The sequence below is a fragment of the Pseudoxanthomonas wuyuanensis genome (assembly GCF_900215535.1).
In the GTDB taxonomy this organism is placed as follows: Bacteria; Pseudomonadota; Gammaproteobacteria; order Xanthomonadales; family Xanthomonadaceae; genus Pseudoxanthomonas_A; species Pseudoxanthomonas_A wuyuanensis.
The window spans coordinates 1-20,907 of record NZ_OCND01000018.1 but is presented as its reverse complement, the minus strand read 5'-3'; the positions used below and the strand labels follow the sequence as shown (position 1 = coordinate 20,907).

Genomic DNA, 20,907 nt, shown 5'->3' with positions numbered 1-20,907 from the left:
GCGGGATCTTCTCTTGCCGGAGGGATCCCCTACAGTCTGCCAGCTCACCCCTTCTTCGGGCGCCGCGGGTGTTGCACTTACTTTGTTAACCTGCGGTGCCTAACAATTCATTCAAGCCGAACCCGCTTCGCGGGTCGGCTTAATTCAGGCGTTAGGCGGCGGATCAGCCATGCAGCAACGTGCAGTTCAATTGCTACTCAAGTACGCGTGCCCACTTCTGTTGCTAGCCTTCTTGGCTACACCTGTGGTCGGGACCTTCTCGCCATGGAGTCCGGCGGCCCCGTACCTCCAAAGCCAATCCGGGCAAAAGGCCGTGCTAATCGGCTTTGGCTTCAACATGCCTAAGGAGTCGCAGCAACACCTCAAGCGCGTGTCCCGCCAATACCTTCTTCTTCCGGCAGCATTTTCCAAACCCACCTCAGTAACAATTACGCAGGTTGGAGACGGCGAGCCAAAGGTTGTGGTTAATACGTACGGGTTTCTTGTCTGGCTAGCACGGCTGTTGGGGCTGGCTGGCGTCACATGGTGGTTCTGGCTCCGTAGGCCGCCGCCTAACAATTCCGTAAGGAAGCTCCTGTCAACTCCGCGCACGAAGCGCTCTTGCCTTTAGCTTCCGGGCGACAGCTCGTTGTTCTTTCTTTGTTCTGGTGTCGCGTGGTGCGTGTCCGCTTGAGCAGGTTCAACGGTTGCCAGACTGCATTTCCGTAATCGGTCTTGTTGGACGCGTTGCCGCTGGTCCGGACCAGGGTAAAAACCGCACCCGGAGGCCTCATTCATTCATCGGCTTTGCCGGCACGGCGGGGATCGGCCGCTGCACCTGATGGCGCCGAACAGTTAGCCAGGCTCTCTCCAGGTCGGTCTGACCCGTTGTTACCTTGCTCGCGCTGACGGTGAAGAGGTGTCGATCATTCGGATACGCATCGTTGACGCGCCGGCCGCTGCACCATCGGATGTTTCATCCACGCGTCGGCGTCGTAGTGCTCGCCATGCGCCAGCATCGCCCATAGCTGGCGGGCATGCTTGTTGGCGATGGCGACCAGCACTTTTCCAAACGGCAACCGGCGCTCGAGATCCTGGATCCAGCGTTGTTCCGGCGTGGCCTTCTCCCACGCCACCGCCTTGGCCCGCTGCAGGCTGCTACGCGCGCCCTGGATCAGCAGGGTGCGCAGGTAGCCGTCACCGCGGCAGCTGATACATCCCAGTCGCGTTCGCCCGCCGCTGGAATGCTGCATCGGAACCAGGCCCAGCCAGGCCGCGAACTGCCGGCCGTTGGCGAACGCGTGTGCCGAACCGATGGTCGCGACCACCGCGTCGGCGGTGACAGGGCCGACACCGATGATTGCGCGCAGTCGTGTGCAGGCCTCGTCGACCCTGGCGTGCGCCTGGATCCGGCGGTCGATATCGGCGATCCGGGCCTGCAGTTGCTGCCAGTGCGCATCGACGTCGCACAGCAGCTCGACCAGCAAGGACGGCAACCCCAATGCATCCAGGTCGGCCAACGTGCGACGCAGCGCCGAATCGCTCTGTGCCATCACGACACCGAACTCCGCCAGCAGGCCGCGCAGCCGGTTGCTGGTGGCCAAGGCCTCGGCCTTGTAACCCTCGCGCACCCGATGCCACGACAGTCGAACCTGCTGTTCCACGGTCTTGACCGGAATGAAGCGCATGTTGCCCTGGCGGGCGGCCGTGGCGATCGCCTCGGCATCGTTGCGGTCGTTCTTGGCCGTGCGACTCTTGCGAAATGGCGCGACGAACTGGGCGGCCATCAGCCGCGGCTCCAGGCCATGGTCCTGGCAGCGACGCGCCCAATGGTGCGCGCCGCTGCACGCCTCCATCGCCACGATCGTGCCGGCAGCGACGCTGGGCAACCACTGCACGAAGGCGCCGCGGCGCAGATCCCGTCGGTCTGCGACGCGTCCGGCTGCGTCCACGGAGCACACAGAAAACACCTGTTTTGCCAAGTCCACGCCGATGGTTATAGTGCGCATGGGAAGCTCCTCCTCCAGATCTACCGATGGTGAGAACCATCATGGTCCTTCAAGACCGAGCGGTTATCCGCAGGGATGGGGAGCTTCCTTTTTACTCATTCAAGCCGACGCCGCTTCGCGGCGCGGCTTAATTCAGCGTTAGGCCTCTCAGGAGACTTTCGTGGCAACGGGCCAGGATGAAACCAGCGACGAACCATCTGAGTGCACGGTGCACACGCATCCAGTGCCAGCTGGTGAGCTGAGCCGATACAGCGTCGAGGGCGACCCGCACGCCGAACAGGACATTCGCAGTTACGTAGAGGGCCAAGCGCGGGACGAGGCCGTACAGCACGTAGAGCGCGTGAAGCGCGAAGTGGTGCTTGGCCAGGTGTACGAGATCTGGGACGTGACTACAGATAAGGACAGGTGGTGGGTGCTAACCAACCTTACGAACCTGTATTCGCAGCGCCACTTCCCTAGCTTGGATTACACCCTTTCCTTCCACATCGGCCTGATGGCCCGGCTCCGGGACAGATCGGGAAGAGCAGACGCTGAAGACCCCTCGCCATTCGACGAGGTGATCCGCCGAATGGATCAAGCCGAAAGCCGCCTTGGCCATGCTGTCGAAGCCGAGGATTATCAAGCGGTGGGCATGCAGCTGCGGGAAGCTCTTCTTTCGCTTGTAGCAGCGGCTCGCCGCAGAGTGACGATCCCGGAAGGGTCTGAGGTACCACAAGCAGCAAACTTTATCGCGTGGTCCGATCTGCTCATGAACATCCTCTGCGGGGGAGGAAGCAATCGGGAGTTGCGGCAGCACTTGAAGGCTTTAGCCAAAGAGACCTGGCAGTTGGCGAATTGGCTCACGCACCACCGCAACGCCACTGAAATGGCAGCGTCAGTTGCTCTGCATTCTTGTCAGACGGTTGTCGGCCACTTTATCCAGCTGGTTCAGCGGAACAGCACGAACCAAGTGGAGCGCTGCCCCATATGCTCCTCCCGGAACATCCGGACACACTTTGATATTGAGATTCCGCCAGATGGCCAGTACTTCTCTAGTTGTGGCAGCTGCGATTGGGATTGTCATCCCGGATACGGCGCAGAAGAGGGGTGAATTAACACTCCAAGTGCAACACTCCTGAGAGTTGTTCGAGTCGTTGTGTTGGCGTTTGGAAGCCATAACGTTTCCTTGGTCGTTAGTCGATGTCCGCTTCTGGCCGAAAGCTGACTTCGATGCATCGGTGTTTCTATCACCTCACCGAAAGTTATATTTCTCCTCAGAGGCCGTAGTGTCGACCACAACGGCTCCAGCAGAGGTCCTTCAGCCTATCATGACTACCTCGCGACGCAGTTAAAATCGTTGAGAGATAGCGTTGCAGACCTGAAGTCCTGTATGGGTGAGTGACCCGACCCGACTTTTGCAAGCGATTTATCGTTGTCGCGCAGTGCACGCATCTCGCCGATATCCTCCCAGCTTTTAGGCTCTATCGTTACGGTGGCATCGGGGGAGATACTTCTGATTTGAGCCTCCAGCGCCGCGGCGAGCCCCATAGCGCGCATATTAGCCAAGTGTCGATTGAGATCGTCGCTATTAGGAGTACGCCTTCCGCGCGCATCCAAAACTGGATCGTCACTTGCGAACCCGTAAACGACTAGCCTTCCCGTTGGACGCGTTGTCTGATGGCAAATTCCCGTCAGTTGTTTCCAGTGGATTCTCACCGCTTGGACCTGTCGCAGGTTCAGTGTGGTGGCATCTGCATTGAAGCGAGGTGGCCAGGTTCCGGCGGCCGAAAGAAGTCGTCCTGGGGCGTAACGCACCAATGGCAGGTGGTCGATTCTCGGGACGAACTGTGGCTGCTGAGTGGGGGGAGGAGCCTTTACGACGTCAGATGGTGACTTGGCAATCCCATCGCCCCTGGTCGAGACTTGTGTAGCGGACACGCTAACCAGCGTACGCGGCGGAATCCACAACTCCAACGAGTTGGCTGTCCCGGAGCCAATTTGTTGCAATCCCAACAGTTTCCCGAATCTCTCGCTTGCCTTCTGTATGCAAACGGGAGCAGTACCTACGGGGTAGACCAACGTCGGCTTCTTCCAAACGTACGGAGAGGCACGTCCAAGACGAGTGGCTGTAGCTACCACGTTCTCCACCGGTGCGGTTCCAGCACCCACAGCTTTCATTAATGCGAGGCCTTCTTGCTGTGCGATGGGACGGCTTTGCTCGTCATACACATGAACGAATACACGTACGTCGGGCGAACAAGGGTTGGTGGATGTGATGTTCGCCGCCTGCAGCACCTTGCTCGTCTCGTCAGCGCATTGGGAGCGTTTGCCACTAGGGGATGGCAGTTGCAGATCGCAGGCAGCATCGGCCGCGCTTACTGCCAAAGTGCTAGCGGCATAGCCGGGCATGTAGCCCGCGTTGTCCTTCGTGGGAATGGCCGGCAGTGTCAATGCGACCTCAGATGCTACGGCGGGTTTCTTAAGATTGTCATACGCTTCCCGCTTGTCCAGGAACCAATAATCATAGAATGGCTTGGGCGTTTTAGTGAACTCTTCAGATACGTCTTTGTACAGCGTGAAGCATTCGCCCTTCGACTTTGGATCGGGCGACTTTGTATCGGGCAGGCTATCACAGCGTGAATTGAGCCTTGCAAGCACGGTCTCCATAGCGTCATCTCCTCTCGCCACAGACTCGCGCGCCAGGCTTAAGAACTGTCCTTTGTAGAGCGTGTCGATTGGCTCGCTCCGGATCCTCTGGCTTATCTCATAGATCTCTTTTTCATAGACGCGTTGTTCGGCACGCCGGGCCTCCCGGTACTGTTCGAATCCCTGCCATGCTGCGATGACCAGACTCAACGATAGGCCCGCTCCCAAGGTTTCGCGCACTGTGAACCCCGCGCGTCTTCCACGATCAGCTTTGGCTTTCAGCGTAGCGGCCTGACGCTCCGATAGTTCTAGGCTGGAGCGCTCCGATAATTCTAGGCTGGAGTAGGCGGGGGTCAGTTCGTGGGTTGCTTTCACTGAGTCGCGAATCAACTGATCACTAAAGCCAGCACCCGCCAAAAGGCCTAGTTCGTGGTAGCTCTCCCATTGGGCCTCATCGAAGAACTGGTCTCCTGTGGTTTGTTGGGGAAAGTCGGGATTGCGATCGGCATAGGCCACTAGGTCGAAGGGCATGGAATCCAGTCGTCGTGGCTTGACCACGATGAGCGTACCTACTTGGCCGTTGCTGTAAGTCATCCGCCCAAGCACCAGCCATTGAGATCCCAGTTCCGGTTGTATGGTCTCGGGCGTGCCCGCGATCTGCTTCAGGGACGGCGGCAATACGCCGGGGAGATTCGGGATGAACTCGATGGTGGTGCCATAATCGATCTGCGCCTTTCGGACCAACGACTCCAGATCTCCAAATAGGTACTTGGGATCTGCTCCGCAGTCGGCCGCCACGATCAAGCTTGGCCGACGTTTCAACAGGGCATAGATGCCCGTGTTGTCGAAGTGCCCACCGTCGGAGACATACCAGAACGGGCTGGACAACCCCGGGAACCGCGCCAGGGACTCAGCCACGATGGCCAAGGGTTTGGGCGCCCAACGAAGCAGGGCGCCTTTGAGCCCGGTGACAGTTCGTCCGGAAGCCGTTCTCAGCAGCGACGGCGTCCAGAACCCCAGACGGATACCGGACATGAACAGCAGAGCCGCAAAGCCGGGGGAGGTGCGTGATCCCATGCCCGTACTGGCGGCGGCACCCGAAATGGCGATCCATTTTGACAGCCTGCCAAGAAGCGCCTGCGGCGCGGCGGACGGAAGCTGGGTGCCAACTTCCACGCCCAACGCGCTCACAGTCAAGGCCACGCCTTTTCGATCGGCGTTGTACAGACCCGTTCGATCATCTACGGACTGATTGATGCAGCAGTTGATCAGGTGGATGGGGCCACCGCACGCGTGGGGTCGGTACGCCTCCAGCTCCACATCATCACCTTCGATAGCCTCGGTTAGAGGCGCTACCTGAGTCGTGGAGGCTGGACTGACCGGATCCAGTGCCGAGCTCTTAAAGCGGCCGCCCTTTGCCCCACAGTTGCCCGAGGACACATATGCGCGCTCAATACGGGCGCGATAGAAGTTGTGTAGCGAGGCCAAGTTGAGCAGATCGAAACTCTGCCTTGTCGCCAGCAGGTAGGCCGCGCAGCCCAGCAGGACGAGCGCTAAAGTCAGTATGGGCGGAATGGCGCGCAGGTTGTTCCATTGCGGCACCCAGAAAACAGTGCGCGCGCTCTCAGGAAACAATGCCGCACTAAATATGCTTGTCCACAGTACAGCTACCACGACACACAAGGCGATACCCAGGATGTTCAGCGCACGCTGAATGTTCACGCTCGGTCCCTTGATAGTGACCATCCGGCGCTGCAATTCGGGCAGCACCAGACGGCCGATCGCTGTGAGGACTAGAGCAGTACCGCCAATGCGGTAGGCGGCTTGGTGTAGTTGATCGCCCCAAAACAGGCGTGTCAGTTGCCACGTGCACCAGTCCAAAACCGCCAACGCTGCGCAAATTCCAAGTCCCCACAATCCGTAGGACAAGCGCTTGGTACGCGCCAGCCGCTGGGCCGAGGCACTGATGCCCCGCGTGCGATCGATCAAGACGCCTATCAGGGCACCTGCCGGGGCAGTGGCCAGCACCGCAAGTACGTATTTGGCGGTCGACAACGAAGACCGCGCCTCCGATCCCGCCTTCGCCGCGATGAGCACGCAGCCAGCTGCTGTTAGGACGATCAGCACGACGCTAGCCGGCGAGTGCCGATCTCGCGTATACCAGTAGGCGCATACTTGATAAAGACATACCCAAGAGGGTATGACCAGCAGCCAAGCCCAGACACTAGGCATGGCATAGACGACTCCATGGCTCCACAGGGTCTGGTCATATACGGGCGGGAACAAGGACACTAGGAAATGCGGCAGCAGCACCAGCGCCGCCATGGTCAAGATCAAGATACCGATCTCCAGGTGGGTGGAGATCACGCCGCGTAAGATGGAGGCACTGGCATAGCCTAAGTCCTTAGCGCCTGCTGGAGTCAGATAGCGTCCGTTGTTTCGCAACCACCACAGCCACATTGAGTCTTGGCTTGCCACGCCTTGCTCCACCTGTGTCGCCGTAACGCTGGCGCTGTACAAGCGCCCTAGGCTGGCACCCAGGTAGCCGCCGCCGGAGACTGTGGACAGATAGTCAAAGCGCTTGAGCAACCCGGCACGCGCTAGGCTGCGGATGAGACCCAAACAGAAGGTGGCGCTGCGGATGCCGCCACCGGATAACGCCAGTGCCCATGCACCCGCAGGTTCGTTTTCAACCCCGGCTCGCTTGCGCCTGGCCAGAACATGCTCATCGAACTCATGCGCGGCGTCCACGCGGGCGTTGGCATCCAAAACGCGCGGATCAAGTTCCGGTTGCATCCTGATTCTCCTTCACGACGATACAATTGACTGCTTGGAAACGGGCAGACAGGCACGAACCCTGGCGTTGAGTTTCACCGCCAGGCTGACGAGCCGTGCTCGCTTGGGTGGATCTCTTTGTTCCGGAAATCGGCCTGCGCCCACTGTCCGGATTCACCGAAGTTGAGATGTCGAACACTCCCAAGTAGTGGATTCTTAGAGGCTTAAGCACAGCGTCCCCCGCCACCAATGAGCCGGGTCGCGCTTCGAATGCCGCCCCCGGATAGGGCCAGTCCAATCACTGGGCCCTCACCATCTACGTCGGCCACCCGGCGTCGGGCTCTAATCGCTTCTTCCTCGTCGCGTGATCGCGACTCGAAGCCATCGGTTGCTTCTCCGGTGACTAGATCATCTGGTCTCATGGCACTCCCTAAAAATGTGCGGCGTGAATCCGGGCTCTCGCATGCTGGTACCGGATCCTGATTTCATTCGGATCAGGCCTTGCCGCCAATCACAATGACCCGATCGGCCCCCCGGCCGGGGTAGCTAATCGTCAAAGTCCTCGCGTATGCCTTCCCCTCATTAACCGCCGCGGGAACCTTTCGCCCGAGCAGACTGGCGACCGCCCTAATAAGGAATGCCTGTTCGAGCGAACGCGACAATAGGTGGAAGTGGTCATCGAAATCCCGCCAATCACCGCGCACGTCAAGGAGTTCAAGGAGTCGCGACGAGCCCTCGCGAAGGTTGTTCCAGCGCGTCCAGAACCGTTGTTTGTCTATATCCGAGCGCAGCAGCACCTGGTACAGCGTCCACGGCGTCTGTCCGATCGCTTCCTGTCGAGCGAGTCGGCCTTCGAAATCGCGAAGGCTTCTGGCTATCAATTGCTTAAGAGCGCTTCCGCTGCTATCGCGAGAACAGGAGTAGGCCAAGAAGAATGGCGTGTAAACCTTCTCGCGGCTGGCGCATGTGGCACGCGCCGAGTGCCTGGCATCCCACGGCAAGGCCCGCGCCGCGTCCCGCCCCCAGTCCTCATCGCTCGCCCTGGCGATCACGCCCATCGCATTGCGTAGCCCGTGATCACTAAGGAGCGCGCTGAGCCTCAACTTGCACTCGCTCACCCCGCCGATGACATCGTGCAATCGAGCGTGCAACCCGGGCGCCGCGGACGCATCGATAACGCCCCACAGAACCGCGTCATCCATGATTCTGGCGAGTTCGGAGACCGGCTTGATCCTGTTCTCCTCCCACCAAAGATGCAGACCGCACTTGAAGTCCCGACCGGCTATCTCCCCCGGCGCGCGCGACTCGTTTAAATCCGCCTTGAACAGCGCCCCATACTCGGTAGACCAACCATTCATTCGGGCGTTGTAGTGGGTGCTGCCCAAGTATGCTTGGGTGACTTGCTCGCCGCCGGCCCACAGATACCGTCGACTAACGAAAAAGTCGCGACGCGTCTGTTTGCTGCTGATGTTGAGCCACGTGTCGACCCCTAGCGAGAAGCCCCACGCCCGTACCCGATCAACCGTCTTTTGATGAAGGAAGAAAGCAACGGTTAGCCCCGTGCCCTTGTATGCCAACATCTCGCTGAAATCGAACGCGATCAGCGCGCCATGCAACTTCCGTAGCGCCGCTTCGGACAAGGTCGCTTCCAGCAAGGAGGCCTCACTGGCAATGCGCACGTACTCGTACTGAAATCCCAAGGCGACCTTGGCCTTGGCGATTCGCCCGATGCGGTCGGTTAGCAGTTCGCCAAACTCGCCGAGCTTTTTCTTCAGTGCCGCAAGCGGGTCGACATCCTCAATGCCGAAGTGTTTCACCAGCGCGGTCACCACCGATTGGTATTCTTTCGGTATGTTCTCGAGGGAGGTGGCCTCGCTGATCGCGGCGAGCACGCCCGCCGGCGCATCGAGCACGCCGCCCATGACATCACCCAGTACCTTCTCTACGGCTGACGGGTCGGCGAACTCTATTTCCACACCCGCTTTGGCGAGAAAACGATGGTCGTGCGTGACACTCTTGCGCAACGCGACGCGGAGGGCATGATCACCCGCGGCTTTCTCACGAGTGAAGCACAGTGTGAAATCGTCATCCACCACCACTGTGAACGTGGCGCTCGCCGCTGCCATTATCTTGATCAGGAAGGCGCCACTGTCACCACCGCCGAGCAGGTCGGAGAGTTGCTGTAGTGAGGTCGAGAAGATGTCCGCCCAACTCAGCGTCAGCGTGGCGGTGAGCTTTCCACGTACCTTTAACGCGGTCGCTTCCCGCACGGAGAGGGCAAGAATATCGGCGACGGACAAGGGACTGGAGATGCCCCCCAGGTCCGCGGCGACGGCGACCGCGATCTTGTCCGTAGGGTTATGTCGCTTATAGCAGAGCAAGCGCAAGGAGCGATCCCCGCTGATGGAACCGCCGGCCACGCCGATCTTGCCGGTGGCCTTGGCGGTGGCGTCGGCGACAATCGAATACTTCAGCCAAGCACTGCCGTCGGCGAATTGAATCTGGGGCCGCCAGTCAATAGTCGTTTCCCCCGGTTCAGTATCCGCCGGCGGCGTCCCCATGATCCCATCGGCATCGATATCCCCACTATCGTTAAACAGATGAATAGCCGTCCCCACGGACGCGCCGAATACCGCCTTGATGGTGCCACTTTCCACGGTCGCGTCAGCCGCCGCCGAATGGCTCATTATTTCGGTAGGGATCGAGGCGTCCTTGAGTTGCTTTCCACCTTCGAGCAACAGCTTGCGAGCTAAGTCGGGGACGTTGATCTGACTCATGAGAGGGTTCCGTGGTGGGCTTTGTTTGTGATGAGCAGCCAGTCAACAACAAATGCACGCATCTGCGAGGGACTCCCTGATCAGCGATCGCGCCTGGCCATGGGAGAATCAGGCGTGTATCCAGAACGCGTTCTCCGCGAATAGCTCCTTGTTCCACCAGCCCGGCTGCGAATTTCCGTATCGGAAGTTGGTCACGCCAGACTGACTTTGCAGCGGCGCGGTGACTTCGCCATTGCTGTCGCGCTTGGCCATATGGGTTTCCGTTTCAGGCACGACCATGACGATATGGCCAGAGCGGTCAGCATCCTTGCGACGCGCGATGATCACGGCGACCGCACCCTGATTGGCGGCGAGCTGCAGCTTGGTCAGCGTGCCGGTCTGGCGCCAGCCGAACCCGTGGCCGAAATCACGCAGCCAGCGGAACAGGTCATTGGCGCGCAGCTCGTTGACCGTGTCACCGATGAGCGGCGCGACGTCCTCGCCCCGACCCAACGCCATCAGCGCGGGCGCCGACCACCAGACACGTGGCAAGTAGACGCCTGCCAGATGGCAGTAATCATGGCAATAGATATTGCAGAACGTTTGCTTCGCTCGAGGCTGATAGCGCTTGTGCGACTTCTTCTCGACGTCAAGCCAAGCAATGATGTCGCCCAACTCCGCACGCAAGGCGTCAACATCAGCGCCTTTTCGGCCCGGTTGCCCCACCTCGTTCAGCGAGTGCGCGTCGGCCGGGTCCGCACGCCGGGTGAGGCGCCCACGCTTGCGGGGCAGCCTGGCCGCCCTCACGCCCGACGTGATGGCCGGAGGCGCGATCTCAATGGCCGTCTCGCCCGGCGCTGGTTTGAGATAGCTCATCGACGCGAATCCACGTAGAAGCGCGCCCGCCAGGCTTGTTTCTACGGCCATGAACCCATTGATGGCCCGACCCGTGAGCGCGCGGACAAGGTGGCCGTCGGGCAGCTCGCCGACCACGCTCTCCCGGCGCGGCTGGCTCTTGCGGGGCTCGCGACGCAGTAGCAGCGTCGATACGCGCGTGTCCACGCGCATGAACGGACCGGTGGCGGTCACCGGACTTGGCGGCGGCACGATGGCTTGCCCCGGCCGCGCGAGATCGATCAACGCCGGCGCGTCGGCCACACCCACCGTCTCTGCCAGGCGCAGGAAATCAAACAACGCCTCGCCGTAGTACTTTCCATTGGGTGGCTTGTAGCCTTGTTTAAGCCCGCGCCGTGGATCGTAGCGCCCGGTGTTGTACGCAATGGCGACTGCCACCATTTCAAGAACACTTAGTTCCTCGCGGCCGCCGAACCCGATCCTACCTTGCTTGTGCTTCAGCTCCCGCAGCGCATGGTCCAGCGTCGCATCGAAACGCGCGTACCGCTGTTGGAGAAAATATGGCGCGTCCTTCTTATAGAACTGCAAGTCACGCTGGAACATGCCGAAGCCGCGGCAAAACTTATCGGGCTTGGCGGCGGCACCGCGATAACTTTCAACGCGCGCTGCCATGTCAACCAGCGCCTTGCGGGCGATCACGAACATAGCCGCGCCATCCGGTGCGGCCATCAACTCGGCCTTGTTTCGCGGAAACGCGCTTCGACCACCACCGTCCGCGCGACCATCGATGCTGTCGCCCACGCACAGCGCCAGGATGTTGTCCTCGCCAAGCCGGTCGCGCCGCAGGACCGTCCAAACCTCGCCCGTCTCTTGGCATGCCAGCGCCACCATAAAATCAAGGCTGAAGGGGGTGCCAGCGATCGCCGCATTGATGCGCTGAGCGAAGCACGCCTTAAACCACGCTATGTCGGCCCGATTGGGCATGAGGGCAGTCCCCGCGGGAGGTGCTATACGCTGTCACAACGCGCTTGCTTCAAGGCTACGGCCAGCTTGGGTACTGATCTACACTTGCTTCACCCTGCTTTACATATGAGCACCCGGCGGCGCACGAGGCAACGTAAATAATTCACATAGGCCTGACCCTTGTACCCTCAGGAGCTGATGACCTGATACGAATAGAAGAAATTATCGCCACCGCGTGCGATGCGCTCGTTGATAGTCGCGGGCAAAGATTGTCTGCCAGTGCCTTTCATGATTGGAGAATGGGGGGACGCATCGAGGGCGTGGAAAATTGGCGCGTTTCCTGGACGTTAAAGGAATGTCGAACAATGGCCTATCGCCGTGGACGAAGCTACCGGCGCGAAAATCGGCGCGCGTTCAATACGTATGGTCATGCAAGAGTGAAGGGAGCGTCGTAGTCCTCGCCGCTGAGTTCATCGGCTTCGGAACCGCTCCATGGCAGGCCGGCCCGATTCAAGCGATTCCGATGTCCGCTTCTGGCCGAAAGCGGACGCACCATAGAGAGTGAACTATTTACGTTGCAGCCGTTGCGGGTTCCCCAGATACTCTTAAGTGCGCCAAGTTCGTGAAAATACTTGCACTGGTGGGTGAGCGGAAATCTGCGGTGCAGTAGCCCCTCTTGACGCATAGTGAATATCGGCCGGTCGAACATTGGCTGGCGGTGCTTCGCCTGCGCCCGGCGGGCATGTCACCGCATTCCTGTAGTCGAGTTGCTGGTCGCATTCAGCCTGCCTAGGATGGCTGGTCGATCGATCTGTATCGAGGGACGGTGTGGGCTATTACAAGGCCAGATTTTCGGCGCAGGGCGCAGACTGAGGGCTTGCCGCCTCGTGACCATCTGGACTGGATGAGGAAGCACTCCGTTGACCCGAAAACTCTTGGTGTATCTCGACAGCAGCGACTATTCCGTACTGTCGGATCCAAAACGGAGATCTGCAGAGAACCAGTCCGTCCTGGCGCGGCTTGAAGATTTCAAGAGGGATGGACGGGTCAGGTTCGTCTACTCGGCCGCGGCGATCTGCGAGATGGCGCCGCAGGATGCCACGCACGCGACCTGTGCGGAGGATCGCGCGAACCTGCTTTCGAAGCTGTGTGACCGAAATGCGCTAGTATCGTTTGACCGACTGATCGCAGGCGAGGCTGCACAGGTCCGCACATCTGGGCCGCCTCAGTTCGTCGCGCTCTCGGAAGAAGGCGACTGGTTCCCCGAGATGAAAGACTTCATTTCACCAGTCGATCTGGTCCAGATGTTTCGTGAAGAAATGGCTTCGCTGAAGGCGGGATTGAACCGGAGGCAGCGCAGGGCCGCCGAGTCCACGACCTTCAGACGCGGTAATCTGCGTGGACCGGCGCGCGAGTCTCTGTCTGACGGTCCGAACCGGCGCGCCTTCGACGAGTTGCTGGCAGCCTATCCCATGCGGCCTGATGCAGCCCGCATACTCTGGAATCACGTCGTCGGCAATGCAACCAGGAAGCAGGCAGAAAATGCATTTCTGGAAAGCTTGAGGGATCCCAAGTGGATGATGAAGTGGTTTCACAAGCATCATGACATGCTGTCACCGGTAGTCACTTGGTTGCGCGGACCATCGGTCAAAGCCTCGGACGTTGCAAGGAACGCTGCGGCCAGGATGCGCGCGATTCGAAATGGAGGTGACGTGGCGGAGCAGGCTCGGCTGATCAAGGAATGGCACCCCGGACTGATTGAGTCTGTCTGGTCCGCAGTGGTCGAACGCACTTCCGGAATTGCCAGACATCCGGACTCGTCGGCCATTGAAGAGCGCTCCCCGGGCTTGAACGTGATGCTCAATGCGTACTACACCGTATTCACAGACGCTGCTCTGACGGACAGAGAGCCGAAAGAAAGCGACTTCTCGGACATGGTGCACGCAGCGTACTCGCCATACGTGGACATCTTCAGGGCGGACCGTTACATGACGCCCCACGTGCAGAGGATCGTCACGCGCTACGGAACGAAGGTGGTGCCCAGACTGACGGAGCTGCCGCAAAGCATTGATGATGTGCTGCAGTCGAGTCTAGGGTCTGCAAAGTAGCTTGACCTTTGATCGACGGCCCCAGCTTGCTGTCTGATGACGCAAAAGATGACTTGGTAGCGATAAAACGCCTTATCGCTAATAATTTTGAAGTTTCGAGCGCATAAAAATCAGCATCCGCTTACGACCCGAAGCGGACATCCACTGATTCCTGGCAGTGCGGTTCTACTGAGCACCGGTTTCACCCACTGCAACTCACCGGCCGCCCGGTCGGACAATCTTCGTTTCCCCATACGCAACGAGCTCTTGTCCCTGCTGTGGCCCAAATTCGGCGAGACAGCGACCGGGCCGCCCACGTAACATCTACTGACCCGAACCCTCAGGGATCCCGACGAACCATGAAGATCACACGTATCCAGATCGAAAACTTTCGCAACTTCAGAAGCATCGATGTGGTCTTGGACGGGGATATCGTCATCGTCGGCGAGAACAGCGTGGGCAAGAGCAATTTGCTCTACGCGTTGCGCCTGATCTTCGACCCTACGCTTCCGGACAGCGCGCGGCAGCTGACCCAGGGGGATTTCTGGGATGGCCTGGGCGAGCCGCTCGAGAGTGAAAGGATCTTGGTCGCTGTCGAATTGCAGGAGTTTGATAAGGACTTGAAGTTGCTGTCGCAGTTGACGGACTTCAGGCTGGATGACGACGCCGATACCGTACGTTTGTCTTATGAGTTTCGGCCCGTCGAAGAGGTGAAGGGACAACCCAAGTCCAGCGACGACTACGAGTTCGTGTGTTACGGCGGCGAGGCCGACACAAAGCATTTTGGGCACGAGCTTCGCCGCCGCATCGCCATGGATCTGCTGCCGGCCCTGCGGGACGCGGAAGGAGATCTGGCAGCGTGGCGACGCTCTCCGCTGCGTCCGCTGCTCGAGCGCGCGTTCTCCAGCGTCCCGGCGCAGGACCTGGCCGAGGTTCGCGACTCGGTTCGGGACGCCACGAAGGAACTGGCTGACTTTCCCTCCGTACAGAAATTGCAGACGTCTCTGCGCGAGCTGTTTACCTCGATGAGCGGCCCCAAACAAGACATCGACCCCAGTTTGGGTTTTGCCACGACTGATGTGACTAAGCTGTTTCGCAACATTCGCTTGCTCATCGACGGCGGCCTGCGCACGATCGGTGAGGCCAGCCTAGGTTCGGCAAACGTTGCGTTCTTGACCCTAAAGGCACTGGAGCTTCGGCAGTTGATGAGTGACAACCATCGGGACCACACCCTGCTGGCGATCGAGGAACCCGAGGCGCACCTGCATCCGCATTTGCAGCGCTCTGTCTACCGGCAACTATTCGAGAAGTTTCCCGTGGATGACAAGAAGCAGCCCTTATCGCTGCTGTTGACCACGCATTCCCCGCATATTGCCAGTGTCGCACCACTGCGGTCCTTGGTCTTGCTGCGGGAATCGGAACAGGACGGTACCGCGGCCGCGTCAGCGGCCGACATCGAGCTCACTGACGCCGAAGTTGAGGACCTGACCCGCTACCTAGATGTCACTCGCGCCGAGATGTTGTTCGCGCGGGGAATCATCTTGGTCGAGGGCGACGCGGAGAAATTCCTGCTTCCCGTTTTCGCCGCGTCGATGGGCCATGACCTGGATCAATTGGGTATTGGCGTGTGCTCGGTGGCCGGCACCAATTTCACTCCGTACGCCAGGTTCCTCACGGCGTTGGGGATCCCGTTCGCGATCGTGACCGATTGGGACCCGATGGGCGACGACAAGCTCCCGCTAGGGTTCAATCGGTCGTGGCGGCTCGTGGGAGTCATCGAAGAGACACGCACGGGCAAAGGGCAGGCAGCGCTGATTGCGAAAATAAAGAAGATGGATGACTACGACCGTTTCTGTGAGGTGTGCGAGGAATACGGCATTTTCTCCAACTCCCACACACTGGAGGTCGATCTTTTCAAAGCTAAGCACTTGGTCGACTCGGTGGTCGCAACCTTGCGCGAGCACAAGCTCAGCAAGGACCGCGCGGCGTGGGTTGATGGTTGGGAGACCAAACCGGCCTCGCTCGTCGAAGAAGACTATCTCGCGCTGATCGAGTCGATCGGCAAGGGGCGCTTCGCGCAGCGCCTGGCGTCGCGCGTTGCTGGAGGTGCGCCCCCAGACTATATTGAGCGTGCGATCGAGCACGTGGTCGCTCGTGTCTAGTCGCGCCGCCTACCTGCGCGCGTCCGCCGAACTTCGAGACAATCCGGGTCAGTGGGCGGCCTACGAGTCGGAAGGCCACTGCGTGGTCCTGGCGGGGCCGGGCAGTGGAAAGACGCGCACCTTGACTATCAAGATGGCGCGGATGCTCGCAGAGGACGTGCCTGAGCCGCGTGGCATCGCCTGCATCACCTACAACAACGAGTGCGCCCGTGAGTTGGAGGAGCGTTTGGCGTCGCTCGGCGTGGAGCCAGGTGGTCGCGTGTTCGTCGGAACCATCCACTCGTTCTCACTCACGCAGGTCATCCTCCCGTACGCGAAGGTGGCCGGCATGGGGCTGCCGGACCAGTTTCGCGTCGCCACGCGATCGGAGTCCGCCCAGTCGCTGAAGGACGCGATAGTGCAGGTCTTCGGTGGGCCGCGCGATCTGAGGGAATGGGAGTTGCCCATGTCCCACCACCGACGGACCGTCCTCAACCGCGACAGCGAAGCCTGGCGCCAGAAAAGGGAACAGCTGGCCGACCTCGTCGAAGCCTTCGAGGCCCAGTTGCGCCGCCGGGCCTTAATCGACTTCGACGATATGCCCTTGCTGGCGGTGCGTGCGTTGCGCTCCAACCCGTGGCTGCAGCGGGCGTTGCTTGCCAAGTATCCCGTGCTGGTCGTGGATGAATACCAGGACCTGGGGGCAGCGCTGCACCGGATGGTGCTGGGCTTGTGCTTTAGCGCTGGGATGCGGTTGTTCGCCGTAGGCGATATCGACCAATCGATCTACGGTTTCACCGGCGCGCGTCCGAGCCTGCTCAAGTCCCTTTCCGAGCGAGAGGACGTGCAAACGGTTCCTTTGCGCCTCAACTACCGTTGCGGAAATCGAATCGTCGCCGCATCGCGCGTGGCGTTGGGCCATGACCGCGACTACGAAGCGGCCAAAGGCGCAAAGCAGGGCGCGGTGTTCATCCACCGGCTCGGTGGTCGCTACGAGGAGCAAGCGGCTCGATTGATCACGCAGTTCCTTCCCCAAGCGCTGGCACGTCACCCCACGCTGAGCTATCGCGACGTGGCCGTACTGTACCCGGCAGCGTGGATCGGAGATGCGGTGGCAAACGTCGCGGCCGCGGTCGACATCGCGTACTTGCGCACTGATGCCAATGCCCTCTATCCGCGCAATAGCCGCCTCATGCAGTGGCTGGAGCTGTGCGGACAATGGTGCTGCGGGGGATGGAAGACCGGCAGTCCACGCTTCTCGCGCGTGCTGCGCGATGGCCGTCGCCTGTTCTCCGAGGTGCTCTCGGGCGAGGCGGCATCGCTGGACTTCCACGGCAAGCTGATTAAGTGTCTGTGGGGTCAGCGCGACGCGGCGTTGAAGCTGCATGACTGGCTCAACCATCTGGTAGGCGAGGTCATCGAGCCGTTCTCCGACGGCTGTGTGGGGCTGCACGACGAGCTGGAAATCCTCTCCGAATTCATGGCAAAAGTGGCGCCTGGAGGAGGACATGCCGACATGATCCTCGGCAGCTTGGCTGGCAACGGAGGACAGCTTGATCGCATCACCTTGTCGACGCTGCACAGCGCCAAGGGCAAGGAATTCGCCGTGGTCTTCATGTTCGGCATAGATGCCCGCAATCTTCCACGACCCGGCTCAAACACGGCGCAGGCCGAAGAGGCCAGACGGCTGTTCTACGTCGGCTTTACGCGGGCCAAGTTGGAGATCCACTTGGTTCACACCGCTGGGGCGCCATCGTCCTTCATCGGGCACATTCAGCAGTACCTGGACGAGGCCTAGTCAGGCCCGGTTCGCCAGCGCCGGCGCTGAACTCTCGACGATGCCGTGTCACGCGAGCGCGAACGGCGAGCTTGTTCTTTTGGCAGATGCTCGAAGGCTGGCCGATAGCGGACATTCGAACTAAGACCGGGTGAACCGGTGCTCAGGGCGAACAAGCTCGACGACGTCCGCTTCTGGCCGAAAGCCGCCATCCCTTAGATCTGCCGACCAGCATCAGCTGGCTGGTCCCGGCGGATCGGTCTTGGTGATCAATCCCACCGCGCGCGCGGAAGTCAGCCAAGAGCTGAACTGCTCGGGCTTGGGAGGCGGGTACTGTTTTCTTCGGTCTCGCAGAGCACACACTAGCGACACTGGTATGCTTGGTTGTAAGCAGCTTTGCCCTCAAACTGTCCGAGGCCGTCCAATGACGTACGATTCACGTCGACTCAAAAGTGAGTCAAAAAGTGAGTCTAATATCTGTTTTGTTCAGGATAATTCTTGCTAGAACAAGTAGATGCATTAGTTATTCGAGTGCTGGTGGGCCACCAAACAACCGACTCCGGCAGTTGTGAATTTTTCTGCGAAGCAGAATGGGGCGTCCCGCTGGCCCAGGCGTAGGCGGACCAGCGTGCAGCAGCAGAGGGCAGGCTCATTTCAAGAAGCCTCATGGCGAGCCCGGGATTGCTGCGTCGTTTACGACCAAAAGTAGACGTCAGAAAGCTTAACCTGACCCCGTTTTTGCGGCGCTACTGATGAATGACTACGATGTTTGGTGGCACTTGTTGAAGGACGCACAGGCCGGAAAGGTCCCCACTCAGGTTGTACCCAACGCCATGCGCAATATCCTGGAACAGTTCTTTACGTTTACCACTGGATCATCCGAGTTCCCGGAAGCGGTCAAGAAGCTGGCCAACGAGGACACTTCCAGCAAGTACCTCGCTCTTGACCGGTTCGTTGACCGGGGCTCGCACCGGGACGGGATCAATGGTCCGCCCATCGACTGGAGCGAGTACGACGTGCCTTATCTGCTGGGCAAGTTCAGAGCAATGTTCGCTGCCCTGAACCAGGAACAGCACTACCGCATGAAAATGGGAGAGGACTCCACCGAGTCCGAGGTTCAACATGCTTGACTCGCATGGGCCGATGACCCGGGCCTGACTGCACCCGTGGAGCAATGCCAGCCGTGAGAAATCACAACCTCAATCCGCCAAAGAAGAAGCTTCCCCCCTTGTTCAAGGTCAGGCTGGCGTCGGTAGCACTGGCGGCCGTGCTTGCCGACCGCATGACCGACCAGGAGGCTGGCCGGTTCCTTCGTGAAGCTACCGGGACCCAATGGTCGCTGCTGACCTGCATGCAGTACCTGTCGGGCAAGGAGGCGCTGGCGGCCATCGCCGCACTGCCTGAAGACTGGGCAGAGGACGGTATGACCAAGCAGGCCTTGGAGCAGGCATCCAAGGTTGCGGCGTTTGCTGTGGCGAACGCCCATCCTAAGGGTGTGCCCTTGTGCGCCAGCGACCTGGCCAAGCAGTACAAGGGCAAGGAAACGATCTAGCGAGGGACGGGTATCCGAAACCGCAAAAAGTGATTCCTATTCAGATACCGACAGGCGGTGCGAAGCTCTCTAACGTGCTGGCCAACCCATCTGAGAGCTGCAACGCATGAGCAAGACCGCACGCGACGCCTGCGAAACCATCCTTCGGGAAGGTATCCGCTACAATCTGGAACACGAGATCCTGCCCAGCGAAAACGTCGTGGCCCGGCGCCTTCTGGATCGAAGTGAAGAGCTGACTGAGGCATACCAGGAGGTTTACGACAAGCTGCATCACCGGGCTCATGCCGTGAAGCAGTTCATGGGCATGTTGCTGTCGGTCCAGGCGTTCTGGAGCCCGGAGAAGATTGCCCAGGCCCGAGCCGACCGAGAGGCGCTGGTGGAGATCAATCAGAAGATCCAAGGTCACGCGAGGGCACTGGCCGATCTGTTGGAAGAACGCACCCGCCTGCACAACACGTCCGGGTTCTCCTCCCGGACGCTGTACCACATCCGCGACGTGATCGACGCCGCCTACGAAGACAACTGGCACTACCGGACGTTCCTGCGTGAACCCTTGGAACACTTGGCCGGGCAATTCGACCAGAAATACTGGCCGGAGTTGAACAAGATCATGTTGGCGATTGCCAACGACGCCGAGCACGCCGAACTGGAAGCCACCGACCCGCTGACCGAAGCGGCCACGCTGAGCAAGCGGCCGTCCACGTCCGACCAGGTGTTGGCTTTTCTGGCCTACATTGAGGAATGCCGCGGTAACCACGATGGGGCGCTGCCCTACGGTTTCCAGTTGAGCGATAGGAGCATGGCGTCCTTGCTGAACGTCGTGTTCGACTTGCCCGTGGACAAGCTGCTTACGGCCGAATACGTCAAGGGGCGGCGACAGCGGGCGCGCGGCTTGGCGGGCTAGGCGCCAAGCTGCCCCCAACCATTCCTAGCCCCTCCCCGCGGCCCCCGTGGCAAGACGGTCCCAAGGAGACGGGGAACGTGGGACAGGGGTAGGGGCGATGGAGTTTCTGATACTCATTGGGCTGTTGTGGCTCATTGGGGCGATCTTCGGCAACAAGACGCCCAAGGTACCGCCCGTTGATCCCAAGGTTGAGGCCGAGGCTCGCGCCAATGCTGCGCGTTGGCAAGCGGCCTTCGATGAGAAGTACAAGCGCTGGATCGAGCAGGCCCTGACCTTCGCAGGCCAGAGACGTTGGATCCCCAAGGGGACGGCGAAGAGGTTCCTGGCATCCCATCCGGCACCCAAGCATCACGAAACAGGGGTCAGGTTCACTTATCTGTCGGACTGCTTTCGTGGGCGGTGAGCGGGTCGAACGCCTGCAAACCGTAGGGTCTTGGCTTCGACCATGCTGCGGAAAGCATCCCGTCCGAGTGCACGCTGCTGC

General features: G+C 60.1%; 11 protein-coding genes and 1 pseudogene. 8 read left to right on the top strand and 4 right to left on the bottom strand.

Going from position 1 to position 20,907, the window contains the following annotated elements; genetic code table 11:
- Nucleotides 1–905 precede the first annotated feature (905 nt).
- Nucleotides 906–1,988, bottom strand: a complete 1,083-nt coding sequence (locus CRO39_RS19955) for an IS110 family RNA-guided transposase (protein ID WP_097123737.1) — start codon at nucleotides 1,986–1,988, stop codon at nucleotides 906–908.
- A gap of 160 nt (nucleotides 1,989–2,148) precedes the next feature.
- Between CRO39_RS19955 and CRO39_RS19950 the strand changes: the two genes are divergently transcribed.
- Nucleotides 2,149–3,078 carry a gamma-glutamylcyclotransferase gene (locus CRO39_RS19950; RefSeq protein WP_097123736.1) on the top strand — a complete coding sequence of 310 codons (930 nt, stop codon included), beginning with the start codon at nucleotides 2,149–2,151 and terminating at the stop codon, nucleotides 3,076–3,078.
- 221 nt (nucleotides 3,079–3,299) lie between these two features.
- Here CRO39_RS19950 and CRO39_RS19945 read toward each other — a convergent pair whose 3' ends face one another.
- The 3 genes from CRO39_RS19945 to CRO39_RS19935 all read right to left on the bottom strand — a co-directional run bounded on the left by CRO39_RS19945 (nucleotide 3,300) and on the right by CRO39_RS19935 (nucleotide 11,983).
- Nucleotides 3,300–7,409, bottom strand: a complete 4,110-nt coding sequence (locus CRO39_RS19945) for a patatin-like phospholipase family protein (protein ID WP_097123735.1) — start codon at nucleotides 7,407–7,409, stop codon at nucleotides 3,300–3,302.
- Between the two features lie 473 nt (nucleotides 7,410–7,882).
- The gene (locus CRO39_RS19940) at nucleotides 7,883–10,165 is read right to left on the bottom strand and encodes a hypothetical protein (protein ID WP_097123734.1); all 2,283 of its coding nucleotides are present in this window, start codon (nucleotides 10,163–10,165) and stop codon (nucleotides 7,883–7,885) included.
- A 108-nt stretch (nucleotides 10,166–10,273) separates the two neighbouring features.
- Complete coding sequence (locus tag CRO39_RS19935) at nucleotides 10,274–11,983, bottom strand: hypothetical protein (protein ID WP_097123733.1); 1,710 nt, start codon at nucleotides 11,981–11,983, stop codon at nucleotides 10,274–10,276.
- Between the two features lie 899 nt (nucleotides 11,984–12,882).
- On the opposite strand from CRO39_RS19935, the gene CRO39_RS19930 reads away from it, so the two are divergent.
- From CRO39_RS19930 to CRO39_RS19900, 7 genes and pseudogenes are all read left to right on the top strand, one after another.
- The gene (locus tag CRO39_RS19930) at nucleotides 12,883–14,070 is read left to right on the top strand and encodes a hypothetical protein (RefSeq protein WP_141400877.1); all 1,188 of its coding nucleotides are present in this window, start codon (nucleotides 12,883–12,885) and stop codon (nucleotides 14,068–14,070) included.
- 338 nt (nucleotides 14,071–14,408) lie between these two features.
- Nucleotides 14,409–16,211 carry an ATP-dependent nuclease gene (locus tag CRO39_RS19925; RefSeq protein WP_097123731.1) on the top strand — a complete coding sequence of 601 codons (1,803 nt, stop codon included), beginning with the start codon at nucleotides 14,409–14,411 and terminating at the stop codon, nucleotides 16,209–16,211.
- Nucleotides 16,204–17,988 carry an ATP-dependent helicase gene (locus CRO39_RS19920; RefSeq protein ID WP_097123738.1) on the top strand — a complete coding sequence of 595 codons (1,785 nt, stop codon included), beginning with the start codon at nucleotides 16,204–16,206 and terminating at the stop codon, nucleotides 17,986–17,988. The genes CRO39_RS19925 and CRO39_RS19920 overlap by 8 nt, the downstream gene beginning before the upstream one ends.
- Before the next feature lie 728 nt (nucleotides 17,989–18,716).
- Nucleotides 18,717–19,097, top strand: a pseudogene (locus tag CRO39_RS19915) (AAA family ATPase); the annotation flags it as partial.
- A 53-nt stretch (nucleotides 19,098–19,150) separates the two neighbouring features.
- A complete protein-coding gene (locus tag CRO39_RS19910; protein ID WP_141400876.1) occupies nucleotides 19,151–19,519 on the top strand; it encodes a hypothetical protein in 369 nt (122 codons plus the stop codon).
- 106 nt (nucleotides 19,520–19,625) lie between these two features.
- Nucleotides 19,626–20,423 (top strand): hypothetical protein, encoded by a 798-nt coding sequence (locus CRO39_RS19905; protein WP_097123729.1) that lies wholly within the window; start codon nucleotides 19,626–19,628, stop codon nucleotides 20,421–20,423.
- A gap of 97 nt (nucleotides 20,424–20,520) precedes the next feature.
- Nucleotides 20,521–20,826, top strand: coding sequence for a hypothetical protein (locus tag CRO39_RS19900; protein ID WP_097123728.1), 306 nt, complete (start codon nucleotides 20,521–20,523; stop codon nucleotides 20,824–20,826).
- Nucleotides 20,827–20,907 lie beyond the last annotated feature (81 nt).

What these genes read in the sequence shown, in the direction of transcription:
- CRO39_RS19945 (WP_097123735.1), bottom strand. Translation starts at nt 7,409, where the DNA reads ATGCAACCGGAACTTGATCCGCGCGTTTTGGATGCCAACGCCCGCGTG.
- CRO39_RS19940 (WP_097123734.1), bottom strand. Translation starts at nt 10,165, where the DNA reads ATGAGTCAGATCAACGTCCCCGACTTAGCTCGCAAGCTGTTGCTCGAA.
- CRO39_RS19925 (WP_097123731.1), top strand. Translation starts at nt 14,409, where the DNA reads ATGAAGATCACACGTATCCAGATCGAAAACTTTCGCAACTTCAGAAGC.
- CRO39_RS19905 (WP_097123729.1), top strand. Translation starts at nt 19,626, where the DNA reads ATGAGCAAGACCGCACGCGACGCCTGCGAAACCATCCTTCGGGAAGGT.
- CRO39_RS19955 (WP_097123737.1), bottom strand. Translation starts at nt 1,988, where the DNA reads ATGCGCACTATAACCATCGGCGTGGACTTGGCAAAACAGGTGTTTTCT.
- CRO39_RS19935 (WP_097123733.1), bottom strand. Translation starts at nt 11,983, where the DNA reads ATGCCCAATCGGGCCGACATAGCGTGGTTTAAGGCGTGCTTCGCTCAG.
- CRO39_RS19900 (WP_097123728.1), top strand. Translation starts at nt 20,521, where the DNA reads ATGGAGTTTCTGATACTCATTGGGCTGTTGTGGCTCATTGGGGCGATC.